20 protein-coding genes and 1 pseudogene are annotated in these 19,627 nt (G+C 59.8%); 14 read left to right on the plus strand and 7 right to left on the minus strand.

All coding sequences use genetic code 11. The annotated features are described in order from the left end of the window. Window positions 1-58: 58 nt before the first annotated feature. The 3 genes from F7R26_RS38110 (at window position 59) to catC (ending at window position 2,121) form a co-directional block, all read left to right on the plus strand. A complete protein-coding gene (locus F7R26_RS38110; RefSeq protein ID WP_150993530.1) occupies window positions 59-1,357 on the plus strand; it encodes an MFS transporter in 1,299 nt (432 codons plus the stop codon). A 58-nt stretch (window positions 1,358-1,415) separates the two neighbouring features. After that, window positions 1,416-1,751: a 4-carboxymethyl-4-methylbutenolide mutase MmlI gene (gene mmlI, locus F7R26_RS38115; RefSeq protein WP_150993528.1), complete on the plus strand. Its 336-nt coding sequence runs from the start codon at window positions 1,416-1,418 to the stop codon at window positions 1,749-1,751. A gap of 94 nt (window positions 1,752-1,845) precedes the next feature. Then, window positions 1,846-2,121 carry a muconolactone Delta-isomerase gene (gene catC, locus F7R26_RS38120; protein ID WP_150993526.1) on the plus strand — a complete coding sequence of 92 codons (276 nt, stop codon included), beginning with the start codon at window positions 1,846-1,848 and terminating at the stop codon, window positions 2,119-2,121. 176 nt (window positions 2,122-2,297) lie between these two features. Here the strand turns inward: catC and tnpA are convergent, their stop codons facing one another. After that, window positions 2,298-2,726: an IS200/IS605 family transposase gene (gene tnpA / locus F7R26_RS38125; RefSeq protein WP_150993524.1), complete on the minus strand. Its 429-nt coding sequence runs from the start codon at window positions 2,724-2,726 to the stop codon at window positions 2,298-2,300. Between the two features lie 45 nt (window positions 2,727-2,771). Here tnpA and F7R26_RS41560 point away from each other — a divergent pair, with 45 nt between their 5' ends. The 4 genes from F7R26_RS41560 (at window position 2,772) to F7R26_RS41330 (ending at window position 5,036) form a co-directional block, all read left to right on the plus strand. Then, window positions 2,772-2,894, plus strand: coding sequence for a hypothetical protein (locus F7R26_RS41560; RefSeq protein ID WP_277820382.1), 123 nt, complete (start codon window positions 2,772-2,774; stop codon window positions 2,892-2,894). Between the two features lie 210 nt (window positions 2,895-3,104). After that, window positions 3,105-4,067, plus strand: a complete 963-nt coding sequence (locus F7R26_RS38130; RefSeq protein WP_150993652.1) for an IS5 family transposase — start codon at window positions 3,105-3,107, stop codon at window positions 4,065-4,067. Window positions 4,068-4,246: 179 nt separating this feature from the next. Beyond that, window positions 4,247-4,906: a transposase gene (locus F7R26_RS41325; RefSeq protein ID WP_150984704.1), complete on the plus strand. Its 660-nt coding sequence runs from the start codon at window positions 4,247-4,249 to the stop codon at window positions 4,904-4,906. Further along, window positions 4,833-5,036: a transposase gene (locus F7R26_RS41330; RefSeq protein ID WP_241754849.1), complete on the plus strand. Its 204-nt coding sequence runs from the start codon at window positions 4,833-4,835 to the stop codon at window positions 5,034-5,036. The genes F7R26_RS41325 and F7R26_RS41330 overlap by 74 nt, the downstream gene beginning before the upstream one ends. Before the next feature lie 169 nt (window positions 5,037-5,205). On the opposite strand, the gene F7R26_RS38140 is transcribed toward F7R26_RS41330, so the two are convergent. Continuing rightward, a complete protein-coding gene (locus tag F7R26_RS38140) occupies window positions 5,206-6,366 on the minus strand; it encodes a hypothetical protein (RefSeq protein WP_170301779.1) in 1,161 nt (386 codons plus the stop codon). A 564-nt stretch (window positions 6,367-6,930) separates the two neighbouring features. On the opposite strand from F7R26_RS38140, the gene F7R26_RS38145 reads away from it, so the two are divergent. Both F7R26_RS38145 and F7R26_RS38150 read left to right on the plus strand, forming a co-directional pair. Next, window positions 6,931-7,635: a hypothetical protein gene (locus tag F7R26_RS38145; protein WP_150984706.1), complete on the plus strand. Its 705-nt coding sequence runs from the start codon at window positions 6,931-6,933 to the stop codon at window positions 7,633-7,635. A 169-nt stretch (window positions 7,636-7,804) separates the two neighbouring features. Next, window positions 7,805-8,716, plus strand: coding sequence for a transporter substrate-binding domain-containing protein (locus F7R26_RS38150; RefSeq protein WP_170301780.1), 912 nt, complete (start codon window positions 7,805-7,807; stop codon window positions 8,714-8,716). 163 nt (window positions 8,717-8,879) lie between these two features. Here the strand turns inward: F7R26_RS38150 and F7R26_RS38155 are convergent. Next, window positions 8,880-9,065 (minus strand): annotated as a pseudogene (locus F7R26_RS38155) (Tn3 family transposase); the annotation flags it as partial. 693 nt (window positions 9,066-9,758) lie between these two features. Here F7R26_RS38155 and F7R26_RS38160 point away from each other — a divergent pair. The 4 genes from F7R26_RS38160 (at window position 9,759) to F7R26_RS38175 (ending at window position 14,412) form a co-directional block, all read left to right on the plus strand. Next, window positions 9,759-10,385, plus strand: coding sequence for an IS5 family transposase (locus F7R26_RS38160; protein ID WP_416351390.1), 627 nt, complete (start codon window positions 9,759-9,761; stop codon window positions 10,383-10,385). 1,452 nt (window positions 10,386-11,837) lie between these two features. Next, window positions 11,838-12,845, plus strand: a complete 1,008-nt coding sequence (locus F7R26_RS38165) for a helix-turn-helix domain-containing protein (RefSeq protein ID WP_150984708.1) — start codon at window positions 11,838-11,840, stop codon at window positions 12,843-12,845. Window positions 12,846-12,910: 65 nt separating this feature from the next. Further along, window positions 12,911-13,831, plus strand: a complete 921-nt coding sequence (locus F7R26_RS38170; protein WP_150984709.1) for a SphA family protein — start codon at window positions 12,911-12,913, stop codon at window positions 13,829-13,831. Window positions 13,832-14,061: 230 nt separating this feature from the next. Continuing rightward, a complete protein-coding gene (locus F7R26_RS38175) occupies window positions 14,062-14,412 on the plus strand; it encodes an aldehyde dehydrogenase family protein (protein WP_170301781.1) in 351 nt (116 codons plus the stop codon). Between the two features lie 231 nt (window positions 14,413-14,643). On the opposite strand, the gene F7R26_RS38180 is transcribed toward F7R26_RS38175, so the two are convergent. Next, window positions 14,644-14,979, minus strand: coding sequence for an aminotransferase class I/II-fold pyridoxal phosphate-dependent enzyme (locus F7R26_RS38180; RefSeq protein WP_193692292.1), 336 nt, complete (start codon window positions 14,977-14,979; stop codon window positions 14,644-14,646). A 737-nt stretch (window positions 14,980-15,716) separates the two neighbouring features. Between F7R26_RS38180 and F7R26_RS38185 the strand changes: the two genes are divergently transcribed. After that, the gene (locus tag F7R26_RS38185) at window positions 15,717-16,145 is read left to right on the plus strand and encodes a hypothetical protein (RefSeq protein WP_241754857.1); all 429 of its coding nucleotides are present in this window, start codon (window positions 15,717-15,719) and stop codon (window positions 16,143-16,145) included. Between the two features lie 9 nt (window positions 16,146-16,154). On the opposite strand, the gene F7R26_RS38190 is transcribed toward F7R26_RS38185, so the two are convergent. From F7R26_RS38190 to F7R26_RS38200, 3 genes are all read right to left on the minus strand, one after another. Next, window positions 16,155-17,192, minus strand: a complete 1,038-nt coding sequence (locus tag F7R26_RS38190) for a LacI family DNA-binding transcriptional regulator (RefSeq protein WP_150984711.1) — start codon at window positions 17,190-17,192, stop codon at window positions 16,155-16,157. Between the two features lie 135 nt (window positions 17,193-17,327). Then, a complete protein-coding gene (locus F7R26_RS38195) occupies window positions 17,328-18,152 on the minus strand; it encodes an aldose epimerase family protein (protein ID WP_170301782.1) in 825 nt (274 codons plus the stop codon). A gap of 165 nt (window positions 18,153-18,317) precedes the next feature. Next, window positions 18,318-19,580 (minus strand): glucarate dehydratase family protein, encoded by a 1,263-nt coding sequence (locus F7R26_RS38200; RefSeq protein ID WP_150984713.1) that lies wholly within the window; start codon window positions 19,578-19,580, stop codon window positions 18,318-18,320. Between the last annotated feature and the right edge of the window lie 47 nt (window positions 19,581-19,627).

The raw sequence follows: 19,627 nt of genomic DNA on the forward strand, positions 1-19,627 counted from the left end.
CGCGCGCGGCAGCAGGACCAAGACAAGACAGAAGAGTCAGAACAGACAGGAGACAATAATGACAGGTTGGTACAAGGCTGGGAATGCCCAGCAGAAGAAGACGTTCTGGGCCTGCTATTCCGGCTGGGCGCTGGATTCCTTCGACATGCAGATGTTCAGCTTCCTGCTGCCCGCGCTAACCGCGGCGTGGGGCCTGAGCAAGGCCGAAGTCGGTGTCCTCGGCACCGTGGCGCTGATTGTCACCGCCATCGGTGGCTGGGGCGCCGGCATCCTCAGCGACCGCTACGGCCGCGCGCGCATCCTGGTGTTCGCCATCATCTGGTTCACGTTCTTCGGCGTGCTTGCCGGCTTCGCGCAGTCGTACAACCAACTGCTGGTCGCGCGCACGCTGCAAGGGCTGGGCTTCGGCGGCGAATGGGCCGTCGGCGCCGCGCTGATGGCCGAGGTAATCGACCCCAAGCACCGCGGCAAGGCCATGGGCTTCGTGCAATCCGGCTTCGCCCTGGGCTGGGCGCTGGCGGTGGTGGTGGCCACGGCGCTGCTGGCCTGGCTGCCGCATGACCTGGCCTGGCGCGTGGCCTTCTGGAGCGGCGTGATCCCGGCCTCGATCGTGCTCTTCATCCGCCGCCACATCAAGGACTCGGCCATGTTCGAGCGCGCCAGGCAGAGCCGCACGCCGCGCGCCTCGCTGGCCTCGGTGTTCAGCCGCAAGTACGCGCGCTCGTTGATCCTCTCCAGCGTACTGGTGATCGGCCTGCAGGCCGGCTGCTATGCCATCCTGATCTGGCTGCCCTCGCTACTCGCCCAGCGCCAGGTGGCCGCGTCCTCGATGATCGTCACAGTCTTCATCATGTCCTTCGGCTCGTTCTGCGGTTTCGCCGTGGCGGCAGACCTGGCCGACCGCATCGGCCGGCGCCCCACGCTGATAGGCCTGGCCGTGTGCGCGTGGATCGTCACCGCCAGCTATATGCTGCTGCCGCTAAATCCGGTGCTGGCTGCTGTGCTCGGCTTCCTGGTCGGCTTCTCCGCGATCGGTATGTTCGCCGCGCTGGGGCCTTTCCTGAGCGAGATGTTCCCCACCCAGGTGCGCACCACCTGCATGGGTTTCGCCTACAACGTGGGCAAGTCTGTGGGCGCGGGCTCCGTCGTCGGTGTCGGCGTGCTATCCACCCACATCGGCCTAGCAAACGCCATGGGCGCCTTCTGCCTGGTGGCCTATGCCATCGCCGTGTTCGGCATCCTGCTGTTGCCCGAGACACGAGGCATCGCCATCGAGCACATCGGCGCAGCGGAAGGTGCCAATACCGAGACCCGCGCCGCGACAGCGCTCGCCGAGCCCACGCGGGCGCATACTTGATGCGCTGCGCCGGCAGGCGCGCACCACACAGAGCTGATTCATACCAAGAGGAGACACGATGATCCGCATGCTGTACCTGCTGGTGAAGCCAGAAGGCATGTCCGATGCCACCTTTCGCGCCGAATGCCGGCGGCACTACGACATGTCGCACGACGTGCCGGGCCTTTATAAATACGAGGTCCGACTCGTTGCCGAGCAGCCCACCGACACCCACGTGCCATTCTTTAACATCGGCCACGTCGATGCCATCGGCGAATGCTGGTTCGAGAACGAAGCGGCCTACGCCACCTATATGGCTTCCGACACCCGCAAGATTTGGTTCGAGCACGGCAAGACCTTCATCGGCCGGCTCAAGCCCTTCCGCACCGAGACGGTCGGCGACGGCGCGGGCTGAGCTGGACCGGCCCCAGCTGTCCACTACCGGGCGGGCCCCGGCCGGCGCACCGCACGGTCGGACCCACCCTATAACCACCCTTCAAGGAGACACCATGCTTTACCACGTACAGATGGACGTGAAAATCCCCGACTCCCTGCCGGCCGAGCGGGCCGACGCCATCAAGACCGCGGAGAAGGCGCGGGCCATCGAGATCCAGAAATCCGGGAAGTGGCCTCACCTGTGGCGCGTCGTGGGCCACTACGCCAACGTCAGCATTTTCGACGTGGAGAGTAACGATGAACTGCACGCGCTGCTGTCGTCGCTGCCGCTGTTTCCTTATATGACCATCCAGGTCACGCCGCTGGCGCAGCATCCGTCGGCGATCTGATGGCGGCGGGGCAGGCGCTGGCCATGCCGCCTCCGACTGCCCAACTGCTCGGTACGCGAGTCGCCGAAACCCGGCGACTTGACCGCGCAGCTCATCAGCGCGCCGCGCAGGTTGTTGACCAAGGCACGGGCGCAAGCCCCGGAGTTCAGTCCGGGGTAAGCCGGGAATTTTGGGGGTTAGTGAGGGGTCTGCTGCTGCTCAATGTACTGGCGCAGGATATCCAGCGGAGCCCCACCGCACGACGCCGCGAAGTAGGACGGGGACCAAAGCACGCCCCGCCGCTTGAGCCACGGATGGAAATCCCCGAACTGTTGCCGCCGCAGTCTGCTCGACACGCCCTTGAGCGATGCGACGAGCGCTGATAGGGCTACCTTCGGCGGGTAGTTCACCAGCAGATGGACGTGGTCGTGCTCGCCGTTGAACTCTACCAACTCGGCCTCGAAATCCTTGCATACCCTGGCCAGGATGGCCTGCCTTGCGTCAAGGTGCTCCTTCTTGAACACGTTGCGCCGATATTTGGTCACGAAGACCAAGTGTACGTGCAGGGCAAAGACGCAGTGCCGTCCGTGCCGTAAATCCGTATCAGTCTTGCGTGGACGCGCCATCTTCTTCTCTTGCCGAATTTGGAAGACCAAGCGTACTATCCGGGAATGGAAACCGTAAAGACACTGAAGCTGCGCATCAAGGACAAGCACGCGAAGGCGATGCTTGCGATGGCGCGCGACGTGAACACGGTTGGAATTTCTGCAATGAAACCCAGTATCGCAGCCTGAAGCGTTACTGCAATCGCCCGAAGGTCTGGCTGTCAGGGTTCGACCTTCAGAAACTCACGGCGGGCTTCAGCAAATGCGAAGGCGTGCGCGTCGATTCCCGAACGGTTCAAGAAACGTGCAAGGAATTCGCGACGCGGCTTAAGGATTCTCTGCAAAACGTGTCAGCGAGTGGCGCTTCCCCTACGTTGCACTAGTCAGGAGGAAGCTGCCATGAAGCAAGGAGAATTGGGATTGAACCTGTCGACAAAGCGCACGCGTAAGCGCGAGTTCTTGGATGAGATGAGTCAGGTGGTCCCCTGGGCAGACCTGGTTGCCCTGATCGAACCCCATTGCCCCAAGAAGAAGACCGGACGCCCACCATTTCCGGTCGGGACGATGTTGCGCGTTCACTTCCTGCAGCAGTGGTTCGGCCTGTCAGATCCGGCCATGGAAGAAGCGCTTCATGATGTGCCGCTCTATCGCGAGTTCGCTGGCCTGGACGGCGCCATGGCGCGGTTGCCAGACGAAAGCACGATCTTGAGATTTCGTCACTTGCTGGAGCGGCACGACTTGGCTGCCCAGATATTGACGGTCGTGAACGGGATGCTGGCAGGCAAAGGCCTGATGTTGAAAGCGGGAACGGTGGTCGATGCCACATTGATCAGTGCACCGACCTCGACGAAGAACAGCAGTGGAGAGCGTGATCCTGAGATGCACTCCACGCGTAAGGGCAAGCAGTATTACTTCGGCATGAAGGCGCATATTGGCGTGGATGCGGATTCCGGACTGGTGCACACCGTGATCGGCACGGCTGCCCATGTGAGTGAGATCAGCCAAGCACACAGCTTGCTGCATGGCAATGAAACAGATGTCTTTGGCGATGCCGGCTTCGTTGGCGTGCACAAGCGGCCCGAGGCTGCACCGGGGGTGAGGTGGCACGTGAGCATGCTGCCCGGCAAGCGCCGCAGACTCGATCTCAGCGATCGTGCTCAAGCGATGCTCAATGAGATCGAATCGATCAAAGCGAAGATCCGGGGGAAGGTGGAACATCCATTCCGGGTGCTGAAGCAGCAGTTCGGCATGGCCAAGGTCCGTTACCGAGGTCTCGCGAAGAACACGGCACAACTGAAGACGCTGTTTGCACTAAGCAATCTCTGGATGGCTCGCAGAGCGCTGCTTGCGTACGGCGTGTGACGCCGATTGAGGGGCCGAATGGCCTCCCAACCGGGTAGAGAACGGGATTGCGCTGACGCAACCAGCCGGAGAGCCGCGGAGATCCAAACCGCGACGGTGTCGATAAGACGCCCGGGTCACGAAACTGAGTTTTTCAGGCGATCCTTAAACAGTTCAGGCGCCAGAAACTCAATTGGCGCGTGAGCAACCGCAAGTCGCCGAAGTATTCGCTCGGATGGGTTCCGTTCAAGGGCGAAGGCATCAAGTACAAGAACGGGCAACTGCACTTCAATGGTCTTCAGATCGGTCTGTGGGACTCGTATGGCCTGTCGAAGTATGAGCTTGGCGCGGGCAGCTTCAACGAGGACTCGCGCGGGCGTTGGTACGTCAACATCGCTGTCAAGGTGGAGGTCGAAGAAAAACGCGTGCCGGATGGCTCGGACGTGATCGGCATCGATCTTGGTCTGAAGACCTTGGCGACGTACAGCGACGGTGAGAAGTTCGAGCCTAAGCGCTTCTATCGCGAGTCTGAGCAAGCGCTCGGCATCGCTCAACGAGCGAACAAGAAGCGCCGCGTGAAGGCAATCCACGCCAAGATCGCAAACCAGCGCAAGGACGCCATCCATAAGGAAACATCGGCGCTGGTCAAAAAGACATGCGGGCATCTTCGTAGGCAACGTGAACGCGAAAGCGCTGGCAAAAACGCGTATGGCGAAGTCCGTACACGACGCCGCATGGACCGCGTTCCGGACACAACTCAAGTACAAGGCCATCAGGCAATGTGTGGTGTTCGCAGAGGTCAACGAAGCGTTTTCAACCCAAACGTGCTCGTGCTGCGGAGTCATATCCGCGAGCAGTAGGGCCGGCCTTGGAATAAGGCAGTGGACGTGCTGTTCGTGCGGGTCGGTCCACGACCGCGACACGAACGCGGCCCGGAACATTGCCCGCCTGGGACTTCAGGCGCTCGCTGGAGGAATCTCCGGGGTTTAGCCCGGAGAGGAAGTCAATCCGGAATCACGGTCGGCACATGTGTGGCCGGCATTGCGGCTGGGCCGGGACCCGTTGGCGGAGCATTTCCGCATCCGATCATGCGAAAAACCGGCGCAAAATGGACTCTTGCAAATAGATTATTTCAACGAAAGGACCCGTCGTCGGTTGGCTATTTCTCAGTAAGCCCTTTGGCGTGCAGCCAGGCTCGCCAGGCCTGATCCTCAATTTCATACGAGCCACGGGATTCCTTCCACACGATCTCCCTCTCGCGCAGTGCATCAATGGCGTTCTGCACCGTGCCAGCGCTGACCGAAACATCGCTGGCCACCAGTGCTTTGTAAGCCGTCATTGCGTTCTCGCCAAACGGCGAAAACTGCCCAGTTTTGGCACTCATCACCCGCACTACGGCTTGCTGCAAAGGCGTTAGGGATTCGTAGTCGCTTTCGACGTCCTGCCAAACCCGATCCTGGACTAGATGTGCATCATTCCGAAGCTGCTCACTAAGGTTCTGGGAGTTCTGCGCGAGCGCTATCTCACCGATCAGGCTGCGGAGCAATTCGGGACGATGCCCGAGCATTTCGAAGGCCTCGTAGACCGCGGCTGGGTCCAACTGATTATCGGCGGCGAGCGCACGGTTTACGCTCGCTGTGTATTCGTCAGTGAACTCACGATCCAGCAGGGGGAAGGGCGTCACGCGTGAGCCGTAGAACGGCATCCTCGCGTTCATCACAAGGTGAGCGAGTTTGTCGCGGCTGGAGCCCGTGAACGCGAGCATCAGATTCGGAGCCGCCCCGGACAGGTTCATAGCATCACGAGCGGCCTTCAGGCCAAACATGGCCTCCAGCCCCGGCGCGGTGGTGAGAGCGTGCTGCGCCTCATCCACGATCAGAAGGACCGGCTTCCTGGCTGTCTCGTGCAGCGCCTCGAGCGCCTGTGTCAGCGTGACCCCCGATGGTAGGCCTGTGACAGACAGGTCCAAACCGAGCGTCCCCAAGACGGTAACCTTTGTCAGCCCGATCGCTTTTGCCGCCTTCGTAACCAAGCCGTCATAGTCGGCAATGCGATGCTTGATCGCGTCGGCGATTAGCTCGGCGGGGTCATGGGCTTTGTTCGACCACAGGTCGACATAGACGGTCGTCCAGCCACGGTGTTCGGCGGCGGGGATGAGGTCTTCCCGCAGGAACGTAGACTTGCCCACGCGCCGTTGCGCAGCAAGAAATAGGCCCGAGCGCGCGTCCAACAGGCCCTCACCGGACAGGGCGGAGCAAAAGCTCGCCGCTAGCGCCGGGCGGCGGAATGTGTACCTTGCAGAGGCGGCGGAGGCTCTCATAAGTGCTCTATGATGCAATTATCGTAATTTATTTTCGCACGATAAATTATCGTTTGCAAATAAATAACGATAAATGCTGAAAAAGACACTCGCAGAATTGCGTTCGAGCGCCGGTAGCGTTCGACGGCCCGGCCATTCAGATATCACAACGTTTCGCTTAGGCCCTCTGTTCGAGGGGCGGCAAACTCGTTTGAACGAATGGGGAATGGTGCGGCAACTTGCTACACAGATGTGCTTGGCACCGCACGCGCGGTACCGACTCATTGCAACCGACTCTACTGCCAACCTCTGAAAACCTCGTGCTTCACGAAATGGGTACTAGATAGCTATCAGATACGCAAACTAGACCTTACGATCTCTATTCTTGATAAGAGAGACTATCAAGAAACGGGAAAAGTGATCCGTTTGTTATATTGTGTCGCATGAGCCGTGTAGTAGACTCGTCACCTCCAAACGGGGGATGTGGCCGATGGCTCGCCGCTGCTACGGTCGCGCGCAAGACGCCGCCGACGAGGCGCCCATCGCCTCCGGCTCAATAGGGCAAGTCGGCCCCTCTCTATATCAATGCGTTTTTGGGTCCATGTTCCCACACGCTCTCGCTGGCGCGACGCTGCTGGCCTCGCCTTGCTGGCCGCCGCGCTGCTTGCCGCTTGCGGTTCCGACGACAATTCCCAAATACTGACCGCCACGCCGGTGGCGCCGCGCCTGGTGATCGACACCGGCAGCGCCGCGCAGGTGACCGGCGGCACGCTGACGCTCAAGGCGACGCTGCTCGCGGCCGACGGCGGCGAGATCAAGGGCGCCAGCTTTGCCTGGGCGTCGTCCGACCCGACCATCGTCACCGTAGTGTCCGCCTCCGACAAGGCGCTGGCCGACGGCAGCCGGATCACAAGCGTCACGCACCTGTTGGTGCAGGCCGCGCCCGCTAGATCGTACACCCTCGTACTGACGCCGGCGACCGTGGTCGTGCGACGCTCAGTTGGTGTCGAAGGGGCAGGGGATCTGACCAACTGTTCGTGGACGAGCGACGAAGCGAGCTTCGTGGCGACGCCGGCCGCCGACGGTCATAGCGGCCAGGTGACGAGTCCCGCCTCGGCCTATGCCCCCGGCGCGGCCGTGCTGACCGCCTGTGCCGACGCTCCGGCGGGTGGCCGCCTGTGCGCCAATGCCGCACATCAGCGGCTACCTCTTGCGGCTACCTCTTGCGGCTGCCGACCTGCCACGCCGTGCCAACTTCATCACTGCAAGGAGGGGGCAATGTGCCGATAAGTCACAAGATGGCCATCGGCCATGTGTCGTCTCCATTAACCACTGGGAAATACTGCAGGCCTTTCACCGTCTACTACCCATTTGTGGGATGTTTGGGATTTGTGAACGAGACCCATGCTCGGCAGCAATAGCTGAGCCGGGACCTAAAATCATCTCAGGAATACGTGCTTTGAAAAGCATAATCAAGGTCGCAACAGTGATGTTCGTCACCCTTCCGGCGCAGGCTCATGCCGACGAATCTACGATGGAGAAGGTCGCTCGCACGAAGGCCGTCACGATTGGCTTTGCGAAGTCTAGCCCGCCACCGTCCTATGTTGACGACAAAGGGAATGCCGCTGGTTACATGGTTGCCCTTTGCAAGCGGCTTGCGCAGGCAATGCAGAGCAAGCTGGAACTCAAGAAGCTAGCGGTCAAAACGGTTCTCCAGACTCGCAGCCCGGGCCTGGTAGATGGCGAGACGGATCTCTATTGCGGTGCAATGGTCCAGTCGGCAGCGGCCCGCAAGGCGCTTACATTTTTGTATGTTACTTACGTTTCTGAGACCCGTTTCGTCACGCCCAGAGACTTAGGGGTGAGATTCGCTGTAGACCTGAATGGGAAAACCGTTGCGGTCGCAAGCAAGGACGACGCAAGACTTATCGAACGTTTTAACAAGGTCTATTCGGTGAACCTCCAGTCGTCCTCCTCCGAAACTCTGCCGGACGCGTTCCAGAAGCTTGCCGAGGGCCAAGCCGTGGGCATCTTGGCCGACGACTATTCACTGGCCAATCTGATTGCGCGATCTTCACAGCCGGACGGCTACGCGTACACCGGTGAAGCCATATTCCGCACGCCGATAGCGATTGCCATGCGCCAAGACGGCGAACTCGAAGCTTTCGGGAACCAGACGCTAGGCCAGATGATGGCTTCCGGTGTGATTGCTCAGATCTACTCGCGATGGTTCGAGAGCAAGATCCCGTCCGTTAAGGCGTCCATCAACTTGCCCGCAAGCGACGCCACAAAGGCGGCTTGGGCGCGACCCAATGACGACGGGCCAGCAGCGTACCGCGCGAGCCTGACGGACGGCCCGTTTAAGGGGTAATCGTCCTTTTGCAGCAGATTGATACGGTCAGGCTTAAAAAGACCTTATAGAACAATGACTTAGTAGTTTTCGTTTCGCGCTGCACCGTCCTTTCTTTGCGGATTGGTACGCGGTTAGCAGGCGCTGTCTCGCCAAAGTATGACTGGCCAGCCTGCGAAGCCTCCTGTCGGATTGTTGCGCCACGGCCTTGGATCAGCGCGTCAATGTAGCGCTCGACACCGAAGCTGAGAATCCCCCGGAAGTTGATGTGCCCGGAATGCCCCGGCCCCATGCGGCGCAGCCAAGCGTCCTCGATGTTCGTGCCCCCCTTGCGAAGTCGCTCGACGACATCGTTCATGCGGTTCGTATTGCTCTCCACGATTAACCTGCTGTACGGCAAGGGGCTGGCAGCCGAGCTTCAGGTCCGGCAGATCTAGGGCGCGCTCGCCCAGGTTCGCGCGTCGAGGCGGGCAGCCTGTTTGGCAGTGGTGCAACTGCTCGGCATCGAGCAGGCATTGGAACACGTGGGTCAAATTTCGATGAAAACTACGTACGGCAGTGGGTCAGTTTTTCGCGCACATCAACTACGTGAGGGCGCGACGGAACGCCTCTCCATATGCGGCAAGGTTAGGTCCTCTAGGTCTCGTTGCTCGCAGTTTGCGCGAATTGGATAGGAGCAGGACGGACGCCGGTCATAGAATGCGCATCGATTCATTCGACGCGCACTCTATTTTGATACAGTTATGAAATTAACCCTTCCCCTCTTCATGTTTTCCTTGACTCTACTGTCTGCGCAAACTGCGCTGGCCGGTCCCGATTGGGATGTCATTTACCGTGCTCGGCTGTCTGCCGCAAAGAGCCACCCGACCACCTCCCTCCAGGACGCACAGAAACCTGAGGTGGGCGCGTCCGCACCTGTCGCGATCAAGGCTAGCTCTGTGGAACACCCTCGATCACACTAACAGCCAGAGGCAGGGATGCATGCCCGATCTCGACAGGCGTCCGCCGGCTCAGACTGTCGACCAAGTTGGGATTCGGATCGGGGCCGAACTGCTGGAGGCGCTTGCGCGATTGGCGAAAGGCTGGCTGGCGTTTGGACGCGATTGCACGAGCTACTGCTGGTGAAATTAAGCGAGGTCGGCGAGTTCGAATTCTCCCAAGCAACCGTCGATTCGTCGTCGGTGCGAGCCGTAGGGGCAGGCGAAAAACTGGTCCGAACCCCACGGATCGCTCGCGACCAGGTTCCAAGCATCACATCCTCGTCGATGCAAATGGCGTCCCCATCAGTGCAATCCTAACCGGGGCGAACCGCAACGACGTCACCCAATTGCTGCCGCTCGTCGACGCGATCCCGCCAATTCGCGGCGTGCGCGGTCGCCCGCTTCAAAAGCCCAAAGTCATCTACGCAGACCGTGGCTACGACTCCGAGCCGCATCGTCAGCGGCTTCACGAGCGCGGCCTCAAACCGGTGCTCGCCAAGCGCCGGACAGAACACGGCAGTGGCTTGGGCAAATTCCGGTGGGTTGTCGAACGTACTCATGCGTGGCTTCACAACTTTCGTCGTCTTCGCATTCGCTTCGAACGTCGAGCCGACATTCACGAAGCGTTCTTCAAACTCGGCCGCTCTCTCGTCTGCTGGAACATCTTCAGGCGCGCTGAGCCGTTAGTCTCTAAGGAGTTCATTGCCTAGGGAACCAAGGCGCCGCTTCCCGGCGGAAAATTTGGGTGGCTTGCTCATGGGTTCCCCTGTTTCAAAACTTGAATCCTTCACTAAAACCTGGAACGATCCTCGCCTACGACTTTAGGGCTTTGACACACAACCGATTGGTGCATGAAGCCGATAGCCTGCTGTTTCTTGGGTACGGCTTTGGCGATCTGCATTTGAATGCTGCCTTCTCCGAGGTACGGGTCCGGCGCCGCCCCATCGTTGTGGTGGATTGGGCCAATGACGATCAAGACCCGCTTCCGTTCCGACAAGACGATTGGTCCTGCACCATGTTTGGGACCCCTTGCCCGGAGATGCGCACGACATGTGTTCAGCCGGCCATTCGGCGCCAGCCGGTCTGTGCGACCTCCGAGTGACGCACGATCTTGAGGTCTCTAACATGCATGCTCGAGGCCTGCCGGCATCCCTTGAAGATCTTGGAGCACCTTCGGTAGCGACGCTGGCAGTCGACTGTCATAACCCGCATGGCCATGCCCGCAGAACGGGCGTTGCCATGCGACGGCCAATCATCGGCATCGGGCCCAAAAAGAATGTGCCGCTCCGGGCGCACGGTGCACCGTTCAAGACAAAGCGCAACCGGCGATCAGAGGGCGCTCAGGGCCTCGGCAATGTTGCCAAAGAGCCAATGACACAGAAGCCCAAATGGATCGGTCGCGGCTCGCCAAGTGGGCCACAAAATTCCCGCTGGGCCGTGATGTGATCGACCGCGAAGTTAGACCGCTTCCGCTTGCATCAGATAGCACGGCGATCAGCCGTCGAGATGACGCATGGCAGCGAGCCGTCGTTGCAAACTAATTCAAAGCAGTTCGAATGCAGGCGCGGTTGGCTTCGGTCAACAGCGACGCCCGGGTCATGGCGAACGTTTCAGCCTATCGATGGACCTCCCTGGCGACCGAGAAGCCAGATGCAGGAGCTTTACACCATAAAAGCGGCACCGGACTATCGTATCGACAGTGGTACGCGTCATGCCACGAACTTCGTTCCCGGACTTTGAGTGCGGAAGGCGATCCCGGCTGGGATTAGAACGTGCCCGCGGGGGCCGTCGAACCGTGGCTGCGGTGCCATTGTTCCTGACAGATTACAGTTAGCTCGTGGGTCGAATTTCGCAGCCGATCGGTTTGATGATGGCATCGCGGCTCTCCGCTATCGCCTGGGCCTAAATGAGTCGCAACAGCCGCCGCGACTTCTGAGATCCAAGGGGACGCACCAATTGCAAGCGACTACGGCCTCAGTTATGTTTCCAAGCACGTGGTGGGAGGTGGTTCTGGCGATATGGTCTCGGCTCCTGGCGCGAGATCGCTTTCGAACTATCCGTTTTCGGCAAACTATCTTCGCTACCCTACAAAGAGGAACGGAAATTGCTGGTTGCGACTTGTTAGATCGCAGGTTGCGATGGGATCATAAAAGGTGCTTCAAATGCATAATATGGTAGACATTCCGGCGGAGAAGGCCTCTTATACATGGGGCTATCACCACACTGATGACGTAGAAGAGCATGCCAGTCACTTCCATCTTTGGGACGCGCGAATCGACCAACTTTCAAGCGGGAAATTCGTAGGGGAGGTCATGAGCTTGCAGATTGATGGGATGCATATGATGCGTGACCGCGCTAACCAATCTGTCAGTAAGAAGGGGCCCGGTGCACGTGGCAGGATCACATTCAGTCTGTCTTTAAAGGGCGCGGATGCTTTCCAGTGCGCCGGGCGACGCATTGACGATGCAAGCCATCTCATTGCCGAAAGCAGCCAGCATCCGGAGATACAGGCGCCAAAGCATTCAGACGTCCTCTACGTCGATCTCGATGAGGCGGAGCTATCCCAGGCGGTTGAACGTCAGGATAGGAGGTTCAAGGTGGAGGGCTTGCCGAAGTGCTATCGGAAATCCCAACCCGGAGATCCCGAAGGCCTCGCACAGCTTGCTCGAGGGCTGCTTGACAGCAAAATGCTGGGAAGCCCCATTTTGAATCATGCAGGTCTGCTCAGTGGCGTGCGCGATGCTGTGCTTCTTAACATTCTCGACCTCCTAGATGCGGATGTTGACTGCCCTCCACTCACCCCTACGACCAGGAAAAAAATGGTGGATCGGGCGCGAGCCTATGCGGAGGCGCCTCGCGATTCCCCACTTTCAATTCTTGAGCTGTGTAACTTTGTCGGCACGAGCCGGAGAAAGCTGCAATATTCATTTCAGGAAATTGTAGGTATTAACCCGGTAGCCTATCTCCGTACTATTCGACTTAATGCTGTGCATCGCGCACTTATTCAAAGCACCCCTTCGTGTTCGGTGCAAGATGTTGCCCTTAACTGGGGATTTATGCACCTAAGTCGATTTGCCATTGACTACGCAAATCTTTTTGGTGAAAAACCATCGGAAACATTGCGACGAGTACGCGGCTGTCTCGACAAGAACATTGCTAAAAATGGATAACGTTCATTGCAAGAAATCCGCCACCATTTGTGTTGCTTCGTTCAACACAATATTGGGGATTTGCGATGAGATTAATTTTTGTACTTTGCGTTTTCTACGTAGCGGCGCTCTTCACACCGGTGAGTGCGATAGCGACAGAAAATGGGTTGCCAACAACTGCATTTGGGGTATATGACTTTGGGGCGGGCTTCCTACCAGAAGCTACGCCTGTGGGTACAGTAGGACTGCGAGTTTCTCACTATACCACGACTACATTAAAAGACGCCCAGGGGAACACCAAAAATAGCGATATATCAGCCGACGCGACGTCTTTTGGTTTTTTCTATTTGAGGATGACGGAAACTGAGATCCTCGGTGCGAAGTATGGATTTGCCGCCATCGTGCCATTGATGAGGATGAGTGGACATTTAAACGTTTTTTACGGAGACAAAACGGTATTTTCCGAGAGAACGGATATTTTTCGCGTGGCCGATATGCAGGTTATACCGGTGCTACTCAAATGGAATCCGAGCAAGAATCTCGCCGTCAACGCACAAATGCAAATTCAAGCGCCAACTGGTGACTATGACAAAAACAGAGTGTTAAACATTGGCCTGAATCATTGGGCATTCTCTCCGATCTTTAATTTCAGCTACATTAGCGATGGAGGCCTAGAGGTTTCTTCGAGTTTTCAAATGGACTTCAGCACCAGAAATAAGGATACCGGCTATAGAAACGGTGTCGAATATCGCCACGAATTTGCCGTTGGCCAGCATTTTGGCCCATGGACTGCCGGCGTTGGTGGCTATTACTACACTCAACTGAGTAACGATAGTTCGCCAAGCCTGACGGACGGAAATCGCGCAAAAGTGATGGCGCTAGGCCCCGCACTAAGCTTCTATGCACCGGGCTTGCCGCCCGTTTTTATACATGCGTACAAAGAGTTCGGCGCGCGTAACCGTACCGAGGGCTATCAGATTTCCATGCGCGTTTCCTACAGCTTCTAGACAGTCACCAAATTGGGGGGGGCAATATCTTGTTGCCGTCGGAACTGAGCTGGCACCGGTATCCCGCCAGCACGCGAACGATCACGCGCAGCGTCTTGACTCAGTTCTCATCATAGAAGATCGCGGTAGGAATACCCATTGCTGAGCACCCCCCGCACAGATCCCTTGTCGACGAGATTCGCCATATACGACGCCGGTTGCACCGGTGGATGAGGCCCTGGCGCGCAAGCGTGAACTGGTCATTCTTCCCCAGTAAGGCGAAGTTGGTGTATCAGCCGTTGGGCGTGGTCGGCGTAATAGGCGCATGGAACTACCCGGCGTTGCTGACGCTATCGCCATTGGTAAACGCGTTGGCTGCAGGCAACCGGGTCATCGTTAAACCAAGCGAACTGGCACCCGCCACAGCGGAGGTCATTTGCGGGATGCTCACACAATGCTTCAGGGACGATCGTGTCGACGTCGTGACCGGAGGTGCTGAGCTCGCTGCCGAATTTGCTGCAATTCCCTTCGACCACATTCTCTTCACCGGATCAACACGGGTGGGAACTTTGAGCTTCCCCCGAAAATTCGCCTTCCAGTAGGTCGTGTGTAAACTCGACCCAAAGGAAGGAAAGAAAAGATGTTCATGACCATGCATGAAGGACCCGAGAATCGCATGGTCTCTGTCCTTGGTGGAGAAACTCGCAAGCGCCAGACCAAAATGATCCTCCAGGGCTGCCTCGCGGCTGGCCAAGTTTGGTTGTACCCACCAATTAGATACCGGAACCGGCCCCCAAAGTCATCACCGATACCTCTGCTTGAACGCTTTGCGCTTAACGCGGCGATTCGACGGCTTGCTTCAGGCGGGCCCAGCCCTCCTCGATGACTTCGAGGGAGGTGGCGAACGAGAAGCGGAGGTACGGGGACAGTCCGTAAGCCGTGCCGTCGAGCACTGCCACGCCGGCCTTGTTCAGAAAGAACATCACGACATCCAGGTCGGTCTCGAGAATCTTTCCGGTCTCGGTTTGCTTGCCAAGAAGCCCTTTGACGGACGCGTAGACATAGAAGGCGCCCGCGGACTGGGTGCACGCTATGCCGGGGTGATCGTGCTTTCGCTGCAAAATGATACGCTGGCGGCCAAAATCCGCTTCGAAATCAGGAATTTGCACACACCGACTTTTCCACGAAAATCTCTTTGCGCAACTCATTGATACAGAAGGGTTTTCTTGCTGAAACCGTGTCAATCAGCGCCGAAAGTACCATCACCCCTTTAAGGTGCAAGCGCCGCCACCCGTGGCGCAGCAACAGACCTACACAACGCCAGCGCCCCCGACGACGAGCCGGCCGAGAATTCCAGTGGGAAAGTCAATGGACTGCTGGGCGTGCTCGGCGCCGTGGCCAAAGGAATGGCGGGTGCGGGTACTAAGAACTCGGCAAACCTGGCGATGGTTGGGAATGCGCTGCAAGGCAATTCGTCAAGCACGATCCAGGGCTCGGGATCCGCCGTATTATCCAACCGCTCCACCGCGCAGGTCGCCGCTCGGAACCCAGCCGCTGCGACTCGGCAAGCGGGCTACGGCGGCCCTGCGGGCACGTCCAACGCCAACTTATCGACCAACGGCCTACGAAGCAATAGGAAAACACAGGGAAAACCAGCGGGAAACGGATCGGGAAAAAAGGGAAACACGCAGGAAAAGACGGAAACAGCAGGAAAACAGTGGACATCGTGAGGGATCGCGGAACGGGATCGCCCGCTTGGCATGTCGTGTTTCGAAGCATGAATCAGCGTCCTATACTGCTTACAATAATAACGAGGCGCGCCATGAACTCTCTCTTCTCACTCCCTCGCCTCGCACTGCTCTGCGCAGCCTTCGGCGTGCTGGGCGGCTGCTCGACCTTCGCGCCGATGCAGACCGGGCAAGCCGCGATCGGTCAGCCAGAATCCGCCGTGCAGGCCAGGCTCGGCAAGCCTGCCGAGCAGTATCCAACGGCTGATGGCGGCACCCGATGGCTATATCCGACCGGGCCGTTGGGCCAGTACACATACGCCGCGGATTTCGATGCGACTGGAAACTTGCGCTCTTTCCGGCAGATTCTGACGTCGACGGACTTCGCCCGCATCCAGCTTGGGCAATCGACGCAGGACTATGTACTGCGCACCTTCGGCAAGCCGGAGGCGATGACCTATTACCCGCTGAGCGATCGCAACGTATGGACGTATCGCTTCCGTGAAGCCGGCTGGTGGCCGTCGCTGATGAACGTTGCATTCGACCGTGACAACATCGCGCGGGTCACACAGGTCGTGCACGATCCGCTGTATGCGCCGTACGACTGAGGTCAGCGGTTAGCGGGCGGCGCCGGCCGCGTCCGGCACGCTCCCGGCGGCGTTGCCTTCGCGGCGTGTGGTCGATTCACGCACGATCAGGCGCGGCTCCAGCATCGCGTAGCCGTCGTCGGCATTGCCGTCGAGCACGTTCAGGAGCTTCTGCATCGCGAGCTCACCCATCCGCTCGCTCTGCAGGTCCATCGTCGTCAGCGCGGGTGACGCGTACTCGCCATAAGGCACGTTGTCGAAGCCGACGACGGAGACGTCCTCGGGCAGCCGGCATCCCAGCGCGCGTGCTTCTTTCATGAAGCCCAGCGCGATCAGGTCGTTGTAGCAGACCACCGCATCCGGACGGTTCGGCCCGAGCATGATGGCCGAGCAGGCCCGCTCGCCAGCCTGCGCCGATGGCGCGTGCGCGTCATGGACCTCGATGGGCAAGCCCGCTTCCTGCAGGCAGGTCGTGACGCCGCGCAGCCGCTCCGCGTTCCAGCGTGACTGGCCGAAACCCAGATAGGCGATGCGCCGGTGACCTTCGTTGAGCAGATGGCGGGCGGCCATGTAGGCCGCGAGGTAGCTGTCTGACCCGACGCTCGGGAAAGGCAGGTGCCGCGAGCGCCCGAACAGCACGACGGGCTTGTTCAGCTCCAGCATCCATTGCGCTGATTCTTCCTGCATCCGCGAGGTAACGATCAGGCCGTCCACCCGTTGGGAAAGGGCCTCGATGAGCTGCCTTTCGCGCGCCTGGTTCTCCTCCGTATCGACCAGCAGCAGCGTGTAGTCCTGCTGTAGCGCGATCCGGTTCGCGCCCTTGACGATGTTCGTGAAGTGGGGATTGCGGATATCGAGCACGGCAAGCCCGATGGCGCGGGTCTTGCCGGTGATCATCGACCGGGCCAGCGGATTGGAGCGGTATCCAAGCTGTTCGATCGCCGCCTTCAGCTTGGCCTCGACCGGCGCGGAGAAACGCTGGGTCCCATTCATGAATTTTGAAACGGTGGCGACCGAGACCCCCGCGGCTGCCGCAACGTCGCGAATGGTAGGAGAGTTTGTCTTCATCTATGAACTTGTGGTGCGCTTCGCGCGTGCGGCTACCGGTACTGGCGGCCACCGATGAATGGGGTCCGAACGAGCCTAGAGTTGCGAAATTATATGGTGGAAATCGTTTTCTTACCCGGATTCCGAGCGGAGGCGTCAGGCAAGCTCCAGTCGCATCGAGAGCCTGACGCGTTGTCCGGGCGGCACGGCGTTGGCCGTAGGGTCCAGCTGGCCCGCCAGGTGAGTGCACGGCTCCACACACAGGAACGACTCGCCGGCCCGGTGATGCACGACGACATGGCCGGCTTCCGGGCTCGATATCCCGACGTGGCGCCGGGTGCCCGGATAGTCGATCCGTGCTTGCGCCTGATCCGTCTCGCAGAACCACGTGAAGGTGTCGCGCGGCGGCACATGGCGGCGCAGCGCAAAGCGCAACGGGCCATCCAGCCGCCGTTGCAGCACGGGCAGGCCTTCCGACGCTGGGTTCCCATGCCAGATGCTGTCGGCCATCACGGTGGCCTCCGCGCCCTGGCCGATTGCAAAGTACGGATGGAAGCCCAGACCCGCCGGCATAGGCCGCGTCGACAGGTTGGTCACTTGCAGGACCATGTCGAGCCCGCCTGCATCGACGTTGTAGCGCAGATCCGCCCGCCACGTCCACGGCCACGCCTCGCTCTGTCCGACTACCAGGGACATGTGGCAATGCGTGGCGCTAGACTGCTCGATCGACCATGCCTTGCGGTGTCCCCATCCATGCAGCCAGGCGGGGGAGCCCGGCGGGGCGATGTCCAAACCACCACCATCCCATTTGAGCCGATTACCCCTGAACTTGTTGGTGAATGGGAGCATCGGAAAGCAGCCCGCACGCCGCCATTGCGCGGGATCGAAACGATCCGTGTCGAGCGGCACGAGATAGTCGAACGCGCCGTCCGCCGATGCGCGACGCAGGCGGCCGATCCGGCCACCGAGCGTCGGGTACAAGTCGACTGCGATAGCGCCGGCCGAAAGCGTCACGGGCGCCATCAGGGCCGGCAGTGCGCGTTCAGGCGACATTGCAGCCGGCCATGAGTTCGAGTGCGCGCACCATCGCCGAGTGATCCCACTTCGATAAAGCCAATCTTTGCCATAGTTGTATGCAGGGGATGATCAGTAGCGTGGTTTGACGCGCGTCCAGTCGGACCGGAACTTGCGCATCTGCGAGACATCGTCGCGATTGGTGATGCCGGAGCGCAGGTACTGCTCATGCAGTGCGGCCAGCGCGTCGCGATCGAGTTCGACGCCGAGGCCCGGCGCATCAGTCACGGTGACGCAGCCATCGACGATCGGAATCTTGCCGCCGCGAATCACTTCATCTTCCTGCCAGGGGTAGTGCGTGTCGCAGGCGTAGGTCAGGTTCGGCACCGCTGCGGCCAGGTGCGACATCGCCATCAGGCTGATGCCCACGTGCGAGTTCGAATGCATCGACAGGCCCAGGCCGAACGTGTCGCACATGGTCGCAAGCATCTGCGTTGCGCGCAGTCCGCCCCAGTAGTGGTGATCGGACAGCACGATCTGCGCGCCGTTGAGAGCGATGTTGCGGCGGAACTCCTTCATGTCGGTGACGACCATGTTGGTCGCCAGCGGCAGACCGGTCACGCGGTGCAGCTCGGACATGCCTTCCAGGCCCGGCGTCGGGTCCTCGTAGTACTCCAGATCGCCCTGCAGGCGCTTGGCCACGCGGATGGCCGTGTCGAGCGACCAGTTCGCATTCGGATCGATCCGCAGCGGATGGTTCGGGAACGCGCGCTTCAGCGCCTTCAGGCATTCCGCCTCCAGATCGGGATCGAGCGCGCCGGCCTTCAGCTTGATGCTGCCAAAGCCATAGCGGTCGATCATCGTGCGTGCCTGCGCCACGATCCCCTCCGCGTCCAGCGCCGGGCCCCAGGTGTCGGGTCGGTACGACGGATCGATGTCGCTGGCGAACTTGAAGAACAGGTAGGCGGAGAAGGGCACCTTGCGCCGTACCGCACCGCCGAGCAGCGCATGCACCGGCAGGTCGAGCGAGCGGGCTTGCAGGTCCAGGAACGCCACTTCGAACGCGCCGAACACTTTGTGCTCGGACTTGCTCGCCTGCGAGCCGGGCGCAACGTCGAGCTGCACGCCCTCGACGGGGGATGGGCCCACCGACAGCACGCGCTGCCTGAGCCCGTTCAGGTCGAACGGGCTCAGGCCGGCCAGCCGGTCCTTGACACGCAGCAGCCCGTCCAGCACGGGTTTGTCGCCATAGGTTTCACCCAGGCCGACCAGGCCATTGTCTGTTTCCACCTCGATGATTGAGCGCAATGCAAAGGGTTCGTGCACACCGCTGGCATTCAGGAGCGGCGGATCGCTGATGGCGATGGGGGTGACGCGGACGGCAGCAATCTTCATTCGTGGTTCCTTTCAAGGCGATATCGCTATGTCGTTATGCCGGCGTG

Origin of the sequence: Cupriavidus basilensis, assembly GCF_008801925.2 — a bacterium.
Lineage (GTDB): Bacteria > Pseudomonadota > Gammaproteobacteria > Burkholderiales > Burkholderiaceae > Cupriavidus > Cupriavidus basilensis.

Coding starts and splice junctions, on each gene's coding strand:
- F7R26_RS38110 (WP_150993530.1), top strand. CDS start 59: ATGACAGGTTGGTACAAGGCTGGGAATGCCCAGCAGAAGAAGACGTTC.
- mmlI (WP_150993528.1), top strand. CDS start 1,416: ATGATCCGCATGCTGTACCTGCTGGTGAAGCCAGAAGGCATGTCCGAT.
- catC (WP_150993526.1), top strand. CDS start 1,846: ATGCTTTACCACGTACAGATGGACGTGAAAATCCCCGACTCCCTGCCG.
- tnpA (WP_150993524.1), bottom strand. CDS start 2,726: ATGGCGCGTCCACGCAAGACTGATACGGATTTACGGCACGGACGGCAC.
- F7R26_RS41560 (WP_277820382.1), top strand. CDS start 2,772: ATGGAAACCGTAAAGACACTGAAGCTGCGCATCAAGGACAAGCACGCG.
- F7R26_RS38130 (WP_150993652.1), top strand. CDS start 3,105: ATGAAGCAAGGAGAATTGGGATTGAACCTGTCGACAAAGCGCACGCGT.
- F7R26_RS38140 (WP_170301779.1), bottom strand. CDS start 6,366: ATGAGAGCCTCCGCCGCCTCTGCAAGGTACACATTCCGCCGCCCGGCG.
- F7R26_RS38145 (WP_150984706.1), top strand. CDS start 6,931: ATGCGTTTTTGGGTCCATGTTCCCACACGCTCTCGCTGGCGCGACGCT.
- F7R26_RS38165 (WP_150984708.1), top strand. CDS start 11,838: ATGCATAATATGGTAGACATTCCGGCGGAGAAGGCCTCTTATACATGG.
- F7R26_RS38170 (WP_150984709.1), top strand. CDS start 12,911: ATGAGATTAATTTTTGTACTTTGCGTTTTCTACGTAGCGGCGCTCTTC.
- F7R26_RS38185 (WP_241754857.1), top strand. CDS start 15,717: ATGCAGACCGGGCAAGCCGCGATCGGTCAGCCAGAATCCGCCGTGCAG.
- F7R26_RS38190 (WP_150984711.1), bottom strand. CDS start 17,192: ATGAAGACAAACTCTCCTACCATTCGCGACGTTGCGGCAGCCGCGGGG.
- F7R26_RS38200 (WP_150984713.1), bottom strand. CDS start 19,580: ATGAAGATTGCTGCCGTCCGCGTCACCCCCATCGCCATCAGCGATCCG.